We start from the raw sequence: 13344 nt of genomic DNA, 5'->3' as shown, positions 1-13344 counted from the left end.
AAAGTATGCTGGAAAAACAAAACAAAATTATAATCGTAGATAACATTCCCGGACAGCTGGAAATATTAGGAAAATCGTTCTTTGAAAATGGTTTAGGTTGTAGAACTTTTCATTATGATCTGGAATACGATGAACCACTTGAAAAAGTAAGAATAGCTTTTTTTGATATTAATCTTACAGAAAAAGCTGTAGATGCAAATTATGACACTGATAATCAGATTCTTGAAAACAACACAGCGGTATTCAATGATTTAGGTAATGCAATTAATCAGTATATATCAAAAGATAATGGACCTTATATCTTAATTTTTTGGACAGCAAACAGTAGAATTGTAGAAGCCTTTAAACTATATATGAGAGACCCTAACAGAGGTTTTACAGATACAGCATCCCCCATTCTTATTGATTGTATAGACAAAACCCCATTTGTAGATGGAAACGGAGAACAGGTCAACTTATCAGATAGAGTATTAGAGTTACTGAATGGTAATGAAAAAATTAAGTTCTTATTTGATTTTGAAGAAAATTCTAAAAACTCAGGAGAAAATACTTTAGACAGAATTTATAATATTCTGCCAAAAAATGATGTGTGGGGAGAAAGCCAACAGCTTTTCGAAAACTTAGACAAAGTTTTATCTAAAATTGCAGCTTCAACTCTTGGTTTTGAACACGCAAGAGAAAATTCTAAAAAAGCTATTTATGAAGGTTTGCTTCCTATATTAAATTATGAATTTCTCAACAGCGAAAGTAATGTCAATTGGAATGATATTGTAGCTCAGTTACATAAGGCTAAAAAACCTAATGAGATTGTAAGTCCAGATATAAACATTCAACATAAAGTTAATGCTCTTTATCACATAGAAGAATATAATGAGCAGACCAAAGATACTCGTGGATGTTTAATTGAAATTGATAAAACAAATTCTGACTTAATCGCTTCTTTCGGTATTAATAATTATGATGTTTGGTTCAATGATTTAGTGCCTATAGATGATAAAGCTAAAAGAAAAGCATTAAGAAATAATTCAAAAATGATTGCATTAGAATTTAGTGCGGCTTGTGATTATTCAAATAAAAAGAACAGAATTAATAAGTACATTTTAGGTGTTGTCACGGATCATTTTGAGATTGATACATTTCTGAATAAAACGAGAAGAAGTGAAAGTAGTTACCACTTAGGAGGTTGTTGTTTTCAGCATAATGATATAAATCATAATATATGGTTAAATATTAATTATGTATTTGGAGCTTTTGAAAATGATACACGATTTGGTAACCCGTTATTTATCTTAAAAAAAGAAATAATGGATATGTTAGGTAATAAATATGCAAGTCATATATCAAGAATTGGCATAACAAGTTTATAAAATATGGATATCCATACACCTGAACAACGCTCAAAAAAATATGCGTGCTATCAAAACTATAGGAACTAAGGATGAAGTTCGTCTGGCAAAAGCATTATGGCACTCAGGATATAGATATCGTAAAAATGACAAATCAGTTTTTGGCAAACCAGATTTAGTTTTCAAAAAATATAAAGTGGCTGTTTTTGTCGATAGCGAGTTTTTTCACGGTAAAGACTGGGAAACAGAAAAATTCAGAATAAAATCCAATCAGGAATTCTGGCACAAAAAAATAAGCAGAAATATAGAACGCGATATAGAGGTAAACCAATATCTGAACAATATCGGTTGGATAGTATTAAGATTTTGGAGTAAAGAAATAAAAAACAATCTCGACAAATGCATGGAGACTGTAGTTGCTGAAATTCATAATAAATCATGAAAAAGTGTTTATTATGCAAAGAAAATGAACCTGATAAAACAGGATCCCACATTGTTCCTCACTTTTTGATAAAGAGAATTGACAATGATGATAATCAGAAAGGAAGAGATAAGGAGCTTGGATTTATTTTAGGAGATACAACTACTTCAACATACTTTGGAAGATTAATTCAACCTGAAAAACTGGAAGAGGTTTTTGGAGAAGTAACAGATGATCTGATTTCTAACAATAAGATCGATGGAATTGTTGATTATTATTTCTGTTCTGATTGTGAAAAGAAATTTAGTAATATTGAAAGCATATATGCTAAAATGTCCTGTATCTATGAATATTCTTTCTAAGTAAATCTTAAATTCTAAGAGATTAGTTTTCAACAACGACAGATTTTAACGTTTACCGTTCCTAACTTTGTAAAATGTTTGCACTTGTAGATGGTAATAATTTTTATGCCTCCTGTGAAAGGGTATTTAATCCTGCTCTGAATAATAAGCCCTTAGTGGTTTTGAGCAATAATGATGGATGTGTTATAGCCAGAAGCAATGAAGCCAAACTATTGGGAATTCCAATGGGTGCACCAGCTTTTGAATACCAGAAATTATTTGACCAAAATAATGTGGTGGTGAAGTCTTCTAACTATGCTTTATATGGGGATATGAGTAATAGAATGGTTAATATTTTAAGACAGTTCACTCCTGATTTAGAAGTTTATTCGATTGATGAAAGTTTTCTACAATTCAAAGGTTTTGAATTATTTGACCTAAATAAAATTGGCTTAGAAATGCGTGGTCGGATTTTGAAATGGATAGGAATTCCCGTGTCCATTGGACTGGCCGAAACCAAAGCTTTGGCGAAAATTGCCAATAAAATCGCAAAGAAATTTCCAGAACATACCAATTCGGTATATTCTATTGATACAGAAGAAAAACGTATTAAAGCTTTGAAGTGGACTGAGATTTCGGATGTTTGGGGAATTGGTCGCAGAATTTCTAAAAAGCTGCAAGCGATCGGTGTGCATAATGCTTATCAATTCACACAATTACCGGATGAGTTTGTTCGTACGCAGTTCTCGGTAGTGGGATTGAGATTAAAAAACGAATTGGAAGGCAAATCGGTTTTGCAACTTGAAGAAATTCAACCCAAAAAAAACATTGCAACTACTCGCAGTTTTGACAAAATGATTTCCGATTTATCGGAGTTGAAAGAAAGAGTTTCCACTTATTCTTCCATGTGTGCAGAAAAATTGAGAAGGCAAAATTCACATTGTAATCATCTGATGGTTTTTATTCATACCAATCCATTTCGAGAAGATTTACCACAGTATTCCCGAAACATCATCGTAAAACTTCCCTATCCGTCCAACTCGTCCATTACCCTTTCCCAATATGCGAGAAACGGATTGGAAGCTATTTTCAAAGAGGGTTTTGCGTACAAAAAAGCGGGCGTGATAGTTGGTGGAATAACACCGTCAAAAGATTATCAGATTAATCTTTTTACAAATGAAAATCCGAATCACAAAGAGTTGATGGCTACAATTGATAGATTGAATAAAAAGATTGGATCAAAAAAGCTTAAGTTAGCATCGCAGGATCCCGTCAGAACCTGGAAGATGAGAAGGGAAAAACTGTCACCAAATTATACCACAGATATAAACGACGTTATAAAAGTGAAAGCATGAAATCAGAAGTATTAGAATTTTTTATTCCGGATGATTCAAACATAATTGAAATCCCCTTAGCTTCAAGTTCAATTTCCGCAGGATTTCCCAGTCCGGCTGATGATTTTCAGGAAGATAAAATCAGTCTGGATAAATATGTAGTGAAAAATAAAGACGCTACTTTCTATGCAAGCCTGAAAGGTACATCCATGATAGATGCCGGATTTGATGAAGGAGATATTCTGGTGATTGATAGAAGTCTTGAGCCTACGGATAATAAAATTGCGGTTTGCTTTGTAGATGGAGATTTTACAGTAAAGAGAGTTAAGGTGACTACAGATGGAGCATGGCTTTTGCCCTACAACAAGGACTTAAAGCCCATCAAAATCACTGAAGAAAACACCTTTATAATATGGGGGATTGTAACCTACATAGTGAAGAAAGTAATATAATTGAGCTTTTTGTTATCTTCTCTCATTTTGAAGAAGAAAACAATTATTATGTTGTTGATTTAGCCAATCTATTTGAGAAAACAGAATTGATTGATGATTATCCCGAATTTGAAAGATTGGAATTTTCTGAAGAATTAAAAGCACTGAAAGTTTTTTATGACGGAGGTGGTGAAGAGTGGAAGATAGTCAAAGGCTCACAAAATGATTTTTACATAGCAATAATCAAAGAAATAATTCCATAAGATGTGTTATCATACAAAACAAACCAAAGATGCTCAGTCCGTTCAAAAGCGTTTTAAAAAGGAGATTTTAAACTTGGATTTATTTGAGCCTTCAAATCATTTCAATGGTTTTGCAAAACCCATTACTCCCGTTATTCTGAATAATGATGTGGAACATATCAATATGGTACAATGGGGCTTTCCTGCTTCATGGCAACCAGCGCCTTTACTCAATGCCAAAATTGAAACACTTGATATCTTGAAATCATTCAAAGATTATTCAGACAACAGATGTTTAGTTATTGTGGATGGGTTTTATGATTGGCGACATGAGGGTAAAAACAAGATTAAGTATGAAGTTGGGTTTGGTGGAGATTTATTCTGCCTTGGAGGTATCTACAAGGTTGAAAATAATACCACCTATTACACCATAGTCACCACCGAAGCAAAAGGTATCATGAGAGAAATTCATAATTCAAAGTTGAGGATGCCCATTGCTTTCCATTCTGATGAAAAGATGAATGACTGGATTTATAAAGTTCCTGTAGAACCGGATTGGGATTTTATTGGGGTTGAGGTTTGACTAATAAAATATAAAGCTTTCATTTTTCAAATCTTATATTCACTGAATCCTTTAGTCTTTCAATATTCTCAATAAATTCTAAAATACACTCCGTCAAAGAATCAATTTCGGAATGAATTGGCTGGTAAAGGCTTTTACTCAAAATGCTTTTTGTTCCGCTGATTTGGTCATAAAGATTACCATACCCGGGAATGCGTTTAATATAAAGACCCGTATTATTCTCCAATTCCTCTACTTTGTCAAGTGAATATTCAAACTCCTTCAGCGAAACAATACCATTAATTATCAAATAATTCTTGCCATTAGGAAGATGCTCAATGAATGCATCATACCTATTTCGCCTGCTTCGTAAGAATAATCCACCATTATCTTCTTTCACCTGAATTCCCTTTTGGAATAAAATATCAGCCAAAGAATGATGTGGACTTGTACCACCATATTCCTCCTTTCTTATATAGCTATTTACATATTCCACTAATTCAAGATATTCTTCTTTATTCTCAGTTTTATAGGCAATTTCAATCGAGGCGATTTCAGACGACAACAAGAGATTCATTGAAGATACAATGGCATACTTTTCATTCATATAAATTTTACAATGAAGACCTTTTACCTCCACCGGTGAAATTCCCAGAGAATAAACTTCTTCAAAAGTAGCAGATTCACCTTCTCTAATGTAAAATTCAGTAGCAACACCTCGGTTTGCCAAAGAATACAATCGATCTTTTAGTTTGTGCCATTTTTGAAATCGACAATAAGGTGAAACGATTATGACTTTCTCCTCAGCTTCCTCAATTAGCGTTAAGATTTCTGCAGATATAAAATGGGGTTTGATTAGTTTCATAGAGATGAGATTTCAGGAATGAAAAATAATAAAATATATCATCTTTTGAAAATATGAATTAGGTGATTATTCTAAATCATAGTCAAATCCCCTAAAGAACTACTCTCTAAAAACAATATTAAATAATAGAAAAAATCTGTTATAATGCCAGTTATGTATTTCATAATAAGAGAATCAACATTACATTCCATTTAAATTTACTATTTTTGGATCACTCTATTAAACAAATAAAATTATTCAACTACCAAACTATGCAGAAAATCAAGGTAAAGGAATTGGTTGAATTTCGTAGAAAATCAACTGAAAGAGGTAAAAGAAACTTTGCACACAAGCTAAAAACACGCCTCCCAAAAGAGAAAAAAGAATCTGATGACGAAAGCGGTGGTGATTATTGGATTACTAGTACTAGTTGTATTTATCAAGTAATAAAACAAGATAATATTGACTTAATTGATGACAAAATTCTCGATCTCTCCGACCGTATGCAAGCAACAGATAATAAACGTTCTAAGTTAATGCATCAAAGAAATATAGATATATTAACTTCATTCAAAGATTTTAATTATCGAGAGCTTTTACCACTAAAAGATTATAAAATAGAAAAAAATTCTGGCGGGCAAACAACGATTATGTTGAAGCAATTTCCCATTGTTGTGGAGCCTCAAATTATATTTTTCTTTGAAAGAAAAGGTAAAAAAGAAATTGGTGCTATTTGGTTAATTCCCCTGAAAGAAGGCTTCAAAAAACCTGAATTAGGTATGTTCAGCGAAATGCTATTTCGATTTCTTCATAAAAACTATTCGGAGCACTACCAAATTGCACCTGATTATTGCTCAGCAGTTGATACATTTAATGGTCAAAAAATCACATATTCAGACTTACAAAGTGGCAATATCGTGCATTTAATTGAAGAAACATTAGAGGAAATTAATAAGCTGTAAAATAATATTAATGAAACCCTCATTAAGTGAAGCGATGAAATGGCGTCATTAGAATTTTTTGTGACTTTCAAAAGCCAATTAAATAATTTCTAATAAAGCCGTGTAAAGAAATAAATATCAAAATATGCCAAAAAGACCCGAAGAAATAAAACCAGAAGAGCCAACAGGATATTTGGCAGATGAGAATAATAAAAATCATATCAAATTTGTATTTCAAGATTGCAACATAAATTTTTTGATTGGATCGGGTTTGTCCACTCCTTTTTTTGGAACATTGGGTAAAATTGAAGAATGGCTAACTAATTTAGAAGAAGCAAAAGACTTGTCAATAAGTGATGAGCAATATAAGTTTATTAAAGCCTCTTTGTATAATGCTTACTTTGAAGTAGCAATGCAGGGAAATTTAGATATTCTAAATTTTGAAAATGAAGTTACAGAATATCTGGAAATAGATGATACTGATACCCCAGAAGAGAAGAACACCAAAAAGCTAAATAACACGTTTTTAAGCTATAAAGAGTTTCTGAACACCCTAAACCATATCTTATACGAAAGAAGAAGTAATACGGTATCTAAGCAAGTAAATTTGTTTACTACCAACATTGATATATTTATTGAAAAGACGTTAGAACATTTAGACTTACATTTTAACGATGGGTTCAATGGTATTTTCAAAAAGAAGTTTAGTTTAAGTAATTTCAAAAAGTCGTTTTATCAAAAAAGTCTCCAGTACGATAACATTTCAGAAATCCCAGTTTTCAACTTGCTAAAGGTTCACGGCTCTGTAACTTGGAAAATGAAAAGTGAGAATATCCAGTTTTCATGCTTGGAAATACTTAAAAATATAGTCAAACTTATAAACAAAGAAGAATTAGAGTTTATTGAAATAAACAGGCATTATAAAGAGAAGTGGGAAAAGGAAGAAAAAGATTTAACGCTAAATGATATTATAGGACTGGCAGAAGATTTTAACGATATACCAGATTTATCTGAATTTCAAGAACTATATGAGAAGCTACAAATTATAAACCCTACTAAAGAAAAATTCAAGGATACAACCTTTAATAAGACTTATTATGAGATGCTAAGATTGTATGCCAATGAATTAGAAAAAGAAAACACAGTCTTGTTTGTAATGGGCTTCTCAATGGCAGATGAACATATAAGAGAAATTACAATTAGAGCCTTAAAATCAAATCCGACCTTGAAGGTGTTTTTTGTGGCATTCAAAGAAAGTGATACTCAAAATCTAAATGATTATTTAGAGAATAGACCTTATCATAATTTAGAAATATTAGCCCCAGAGGAATATTTTGGTTTGCAAAAATTTAATATCCAAATACTTATTCCGCTTTTGGAAGAAGTGAGAAAAAGTAATAACCGAAAAAAATAATAAGCAATGAAAGAGTTATTGCAGAAAGACTCAATCTTTAGGGTTGGTAAAGTTGTTTCGGTTGAGGGCAGAACCATTAAGGTTGAAGTAGATAAAACTAAAAATAGTGCTCACATACTTTACAATGGAGATTTACTGCGAAACATTGCCGTAAATAGTTATATCAAAATCACAAAAGGGTTTACCAAAATTATTGGGAAAGTAGAGGGAGAATTTATTGTTGAGGATAAACAATTCGTTGATAAAGAGTACAAAAGCGAGAAGCAAAAAATTAAGCGTATTCTACAAATTAGCCTACTAGGATTTTTTGGTAAAAAAGATTTTGAAAGAGGAATAAAGGAGTTGCCACTCATCAACAACGAATGTTTTTTATTAGATAGAGATGAGTTTGAAGCGGTACACGATTTTGTAAAGAGTTCGGACAAGCCTTTGACGATTGGTAAACTTACTCACGAAAATATCCAACCTATACGAATAGGAATAAATGATTTGTTCGCAAGCCATATCGGTATTTTTGGAAATACTGGAAGCGGAAAATCTTATACTCTTGCAAAGATTTATAATGAGTTGTTTTCGGAACTTTTGAAATACCAAAATTTCAAGAATAATTCTCAATTCATTTTTATAGATTTTAATGGCGAATACATTGAAAATAAATATGGTAAGGATATAATTATTGATGAAGATAACAAAGAGCTATACGAGTTAAGTACAGGCAAAAACCCTAAAGACCAGTATCCTATTTCTAAAAAGTCTATAAATGATTTAGATTTTTGGTCAATTATTCTGGAAGCGACAGAAAAGACCCAAAAGCCATTTCTGAAAAGAGCATTAAGAAAAGATTTAGATGATATAGATATTCAAAATACAATCAATGAAATTTTAGAGGAAATATTGACTAAAGGCGATAAGGAGTTAGGTGTAAAAGCAATTACTAATTTTTTATGGGAACTCAAACCGTTAATATCTAATGAGGATAATATTTTAGAACTGATTAATTGGGTTCAAGATAATCTAAGCACTTATAATGGTGGTGGATTTTATTTGAGAAATACAGACAATAATGTTAAACACGAAATGTCTAATGCAACAGATGTAATTAATCCAATGGTAAATGGGTTAAGTTTCAATTTAGATGATGAACTCTCACTAATTAGATTTAAAATAATACTGACCTATTATACAGAAATAGTGAGAGGGCATTCAAATAAAGAACATTTGTCGCCATTGATGAAAAGGCTCGATAATAGGATAAGTGATATTAAAAAAGTTGTAGTTGTACAAGGGGAAGAAATAGATAAAAATATTCAAGTAATTTCGCTTAGGGATGTACATATTAGCATTAGAAAGGTTTTACCGTTACTAATCTGTAAGCAACTTTATGAAGAAAAAAAGTCTGAAAATGATAAAACTAAGTCTTTGAATATTATAGTTGATGAGGCTCATAATATCCTTTCTGCACTTTCACAAAGAGAAAGCGAAACTTGGAAAGATTATAGACTTGAAACGTTTGAGGAAATAATCAAAGAGGGAAGAAAATTTGGAGTATTCCTTACTATCGCAAGTCAAAGACCCTCAGATATTTCAGCAACGATTATTTCGCAGCTACATAATTTCTTTTTACATAGGTTAATCAATAATAACGATATTAAGGCAGTTGAAAGAACAGTATCGTATTTAGACAAACTTTCATTTGAGTCTTTACCTATTCTGCCAACAGGAACTTGTATTTTGGCAGGGTTATCTGCACAAGTACCAGTAATGGTTGATATAGGCAGTGTCCCAGATGAAAACGAACCAGATAATAAAACAATCAAATTAACAGATTTTTGGTATGATTAGGACGTAATAAGCTATAATATACCAATTAAAATATTTAATAATTTTGTTTATAGTGCTAATGACTTCATCTAAACTCCTTTCTTATGCTTATGTGGTTTTAGTGATGGCGTATTTTTAGGTGTGTCTTTATTATCACGTTGCCGTCTGTCCGGCTTACCCGTTGAGTCTGCTATCCGTTTTGGTCCAGGTTTAATTCCCATATTTTAAAAATTAAATTAATAAACACTAAATTATGGCATGTAATAGATTATGGAATATCATGTTAGGAAAAAATATAAACAATTGAATTTTACTTTTCAACATTTTTAGAATCGGGCATACCAAAATTACTAATTTTAAAAATGAAACTAAAACAATTATTTCTTACATTGTTATTACCCTTGTTGGCAGCTGGGCTTCTTTTTCAGTTCGTTGTTTTCAGTTTTTTGTACTGTAAATATTGTTTTAGTTTTCTGGTTTCTAATGCTTTCATATAGTTTTCCATATAAATAAAGTCGGGTTGTCCGTTGTTATTTATAGGTAACAAGATTTTCTTTTTTGGTAAATCTGTACTTGATAACTGGTTTCCATAAGAAGAAACGGAAGCCATTCTTTTGAAGCAAAAAACTAAAAATTCAGCTATATATTTATTGAGTTCAAGGTTTGGAGTTTGAACAGCGTGTATCTTCATATCAAGACTTGCTCTGTATGGATGATAGAAAACACTACCTAAAAATGAAATAGAAATAAAGTTTGATATTTCTCGATAGTTCTTGTGACTAACAGGTTCGTAAAATTCAAAAATACCATTGTTGTTATCTGTTGCAGTAAGCCGTGCTATTTTTCCTTTTTTTAAAATGTCTTTTGGTAAAAGTGCACCAGTTGATACAGAAAAAACATTTCCGATTTTAAACTCTTTCCACTCGACTTCTGAATTTAGTTTTATGTTTTGCTCTGATAATGAAACATAATTTTCGTACTTTTCTAAAAGTTCCGTTTCTTTTTGCTTCATATAGTTTTCCATAAAAGCGTAATCAGGTTTGCCTTTTGAATTTATAGGAAGTAATATTTTTTGGCGTTTCATTCTTTCTCCATTGAATTTGTAACCATATTCGTATTTAGATTTTTGTTGAAGAATTAACGCTTTTACAAAAAGGAATGTGTATTTGTTTCCTTCAATTTCTTTAAATGACAATCGCTTTACATCATCTGAAAAAACAGCTTCGTAAGAATGGTAAAAATTATAAACAACACTTCCGTTGTAATTTACACCAAGTACATTTTTGTCTAAAGAAGTATTTTTATTGGCTATAAATTCCGTAATTCCATTGTTAGAGTCGGTTGCTCCGATAAATGGAATGTTACCACTAACCATATCCGCTTTTGTTAGTCGTTTTCCTGATTTTATTTTGAAAATGTCTTCTATAAAAAACTCTTTCCATACTCTGTTTGTCAATTCCATAATTTAGTTTTTTTCGTTGTCAAACAGATATTCTCGACCTTGCATAATCATCGAAAACTCGAACGTCAAAAAATCTCCGATTGTTTTTTCAAAGTCGGCTTCGGTTGGGATTTCGTCATTGAAGTAATAAAACGAATGTAACCATTCATCTTCGGGTTCTATTGTAGTTTTTACACAAAATTTGGTTTCAGCTTCCAATCGGTCAAACCAAACATCAAGCAAATGTTGCTTTTTGTCTTTTGCGTGAACGGTTTCTACAAGTCCACGATGTTTTTGGACTTCAAAACCGTCTTTTTCAAAGTTGATAAATTTTACTTCTTTGTCTTTGTAATGTGGAACTCCTGCGGTAAAAACAGCAATGCACGGATTTGTTCCAACTCCGTAAAACGTATTTTTATTCAGCGTTATCACACCTTCCAAAGTGTGATTTTTTAAAATGTTTTCTTTAATTGCTTGTTCTTCTTTGGTTTTTCCTGTCATTGAAGATTGTGGAACAATTACGATTACTTTTCCGTCTTGTGTTATGGAATTGAGCAAATGTTCAGTAAAATTGATTTCGTATAAACTCGTATTGCTTTTGCTCCCCATAGAGTAGGGTGGGTTCATCATTCCAACCGTGCAACCTTTTAGCTGTAATTGTGCAGGATTTTGTTTTAGAAAATCTTCCTGTTCCAAGTTGCTTTTTCCGTCTCCTCGCAAAATCATATTGGTTGTCGCAATCGTAAACATATACGGTTGTAATTCCAAACCGTGTAATTGGTTTTTTCTAATGTCTTGCTGTTGTTTTGGATTATCAGTTTTCTGCAACATATCGTGCATTGAAGCAATCAAAAAACCGGCTGTTCCGCAACAAGGGTCAAAAACAACGTCCGTTGTTTTCAACTCTGCTAATTCACAAAACAGTTCGGTTATGTGTTTTGGTGTCAATACAATTCCTAAATTTTGTCCGTCTCCACCAGAATATGACATAAATTCTCCGTAAAATCGTCCTAAATAATCTTCGGAAGAACTGATGTGTTTGATGTTCTTGTAAATATTTTCGTAAAGAAATTCTGTGTAATGTTTTAAGGGCGTTTTCTTTAGATACTCGTTGACTTCGTTAATGGCTTTGGTATCTTTGATTACCAAAAACTGGCTTAATAATTTGTCTTTTTTTACTTGTGGTGCAACATTGGCTCTTTTGAGATTTTTCTCAATGGCTTCGTAGATTTTTTCTCCGTCTGTTGTGGTTTCATCTCCTGTTAAACTTTCGATACTGAAACCTTTATATTCCATTTCCCTTAAAGCCAACAAAATTCCAGATACAATCAACGGCTTGTCTTTGTCTTGTATGCTTCCGTAATTACGTAAATCTTCGTGTAGGCTTTTTGCATCTTTCAGAATTTCTTCCGTAGTTTTTTCTTCGGGTGTTTGCTCTTTGAGAATGTTTATGGTGTAATATTCGTCAATGTTTTTTTCGTTGAAAAGTGTAAAAGTTTCAACGTCTTCCAACTCTTTGTAGCCACCACGTTCGTCAATAAAAATAGGCGAAATTTTGTGTCGCTTTTCGTTCCCCGAAACTCCGAAAGCAATTATTTTTTTGTACGATGTCTTTTCTGCAATGTGTTTTCCGTAGAACAAAGCACCGTTTACAGCATAATTTTTTACGCTTGTTACAGCGTTACAAATTACGTCTTTGTCGTTTCGCTTGATGTGATTGGAAACATCTGCTTTGTTTTCGATGATGAGAACGAAATCTTTTACAACGCCTGTATATTCAGGAAAACCGACTTTTCCGGTTCCAGCTTTTGAAGCGGATTTTAAAGCGTCATCAATTTCTTTTATGTTGCTACCTTGCGGATGTAGATTTATGTTTGCTTCTTTGAGTAATTCGTAAACCCAAAAGTCCGTCAGTACTTCTTTTTTTGCCATTTTTGCCGTTTCCCGTTACGGCAACTCGGTCAAACGGTTTGTTTTTCAGTCCGAACCTTCAATTTAGCACGGTCATTCCGTTAGCCTTGCTGCCAACTCTCAAATATCCGAATATTTAATGAATAAGCAAAAATTGATTAAATCACTTGTAAATCCCCCAAAAACTCCGACAGTTTAAAATATTATAAAAATTTATAAATTTAAACTGTTATTAGAGATGAAAAAGTCAAGATTTACAGAAACACAAATCAGCCAAGTACTCAAGGAGCATGAA

The 13344-nt window shown here is 32.2% G+C and carries 13 protein-coding genes; 10 read left to right on the top strand and 3 right to left on the bottom strand.

Features of this window, described 5'->3' with window-relative positions; translation table 11 throughout:
* Window positions 1-5 precede the first annotated feature (5 nt).
* From WBF63_RS11925 to WBF63_RS11895, 7 genes are all read left to right on the top strand, one after another.
* A complete protein-coding gene (locus WBF63_RS11925) occupies window positions 6-1367 on the top strand; it encodes a hypothetical protein (protein ID WP_424369952.1) in 1362 nt (453 codons plus the stop codon).
* Window positions 1368-1407: 40 nt separating this feature from the next.
* Window positions 1408-1788: a very short patch repair endonuclease gene (locus WBF63_RS11920; RefSeq protein WP_424369951.1), complete on the top strand. Its 381-nt coding sequence runs from the start codon at window positions 1408-1410 to the stop codon at window positions 1786-1788.
* Entirely contained in the window at window positions 1785-2129 is a 345-nt protein-coding gene (locus WBF63_RS11915; protein ID WP_424369950.1) for a hypothetical protein, read from the top strand. The genes WBF63_RS11920 and WBF63_RS11915 overlap by 4 nt, the downstream gene beginning before the upstream one ends.
* Window positions 2130-2203: 74 nt before the next feature.
* Complete coding sequence (locus tag WBF63_RS11910) at window positions 2204-3463, top strand: Y-family DNA polymerase (RefSeq protein WP_424369949.1); 1260 nt, start codon at window positions 2204-2206, stop codon at window positions 3461-3463.
* The gene (locus WBF63_RS11905; RefSeq protein WP_424369948.1) at window positions 3460-3894 is read left to right on the top strand and encodes a LexA family protein; all 435 of its coding nucleotides are present in this window, start codon (window positions 3460-3462) and stop codon (window positions 3892-3894) included. Before WBF63_RS11910 ends, WBF63_RS11905 begins: the two co-directional genes overlap by 4 nt.
* Complete coding sequence (locus WBF63_RS11900; protein ID WP_424369947.1) at window positions 3855-4136, top strand: hypothetical protein; 282 nt, start codon at window positions 3855-3857, stop codon at window positions 4134-4136. The genes WBF63_RS11905 and WBF63_RS11900 overlap by 40 nt, the downstream gene beginning before the upstream one ends.
* A gap of 1 nt (window position 4137) precedes the next feature.
* The gene (locus WBF63_RS11895; RefSeq protein WP_424369946.1) at window positions 4138-4698 is read left to right on the top strand and encodes an SOS response-associated peptidase; all 561 of its coding nucleotides are present in this window, start codon (window positions 4138-4140) and stop codon (window positions 4696-4698) included.
* Window positions 4699-4717: 19 nt separating this feature from the next.
* Here WBF63_RS11895 and WBF63_RS11890 read toward each other — a convergent pair whose 3' ends face one another.
* Window positions 4718-5542, bottom strand: coding sequence for a hypothetical protein (locus WBF63_RS11890; RefSeq protein WP_424369945.1), 825 nt, complete (start codon window positions 5540-5542; stop codon window positions 4718-4720).
* Window positions 5543-5793: 251 nt separating this feature from the next.
* Between WBF63_RS11890 and WBF63_RS11885 the strand changes: the two genes are divergently transcribed.
* The 3 genes from WBF63_RS11885 to WBF63_RS11875 all read left to right on the top strand — a co-directional run bounded on the left by WBF63_RS11885 (window position 5794) and on the right by WBF63_RS11875 (window position 9718).
* A complete protein-coding gene (locus tag WBF63_RS11885) occupies window positions 5794-6483 on the top strand; it encodes a hypothetical protein (RefSeq protein WP_424369944.1) in 690 nt (229 codons plus the stop codon).
* 124 nt (window positions 6484-6607) lie between these two features.
* Window positions 6608-7876 (top strand): SIR2 family protein, encoded by a 1269-nt coding sequence (locus WBF63_RS11880; RefSeq protein ID WP_424369943.1) that lies wholly within the window; start codon window positions 6608-6610, stop codon window positions 7874-7876.
* 6 nt (window positions 7877-7882) lie between these two features.
* Window positions 7883-9718 (top strand): ATP-binding protein, encoded by a 1836-nt coding sequence (locus WBF63_RS11875; RefSeq protein WP_424369942.1) that lies wholly within the window; start codon window positions 7883-7885, stop codon window positions 9716-9718.
* Window positions 9719-10121: 403 nt separating this feature from the next.
* On the opposite strand, the gene WBF63_RS11870 is transcribed toward WBF63_RS11875, so the two are convergent.
* Window positions 10122-11159 (bottom strand): restriction endonuclease subunit S, encoded by a 1038-nt coding sequence (locus tag WBF63_RS11870; protein WP_424369941.1) that lies wholly within the window; start codon window positions 11157-11159, stop codon window positions 10122-10124.
* Window positions 11160-11162: 3 nt separating this feature from the next.
* Entirely contained in the window at window positions 11163-13070 is a 1908-nt protein-coding gene (locus WBF63_RS11865; RefSeq protein ID WP_424369940.1) for an HsdM family class I SAM-dependent methyltransferase, read from the bottom strand.
* Window positions 13071-13344: the final 274 nt, after the last annotated feature.

The organism is Moheibacter sp., assembly GCF_049672845.1.
Taxonomy (GTDB): domain Bacteria; phylum Bacteroidota; class Bacteroidia; order Flavobacteriales; family Weeksellaceae; genus Moheibacter.
Note: the sequence above shows the minus strand (reverse complement) of the source record. Positions and strands in the feature narration are given on the sequence as shown.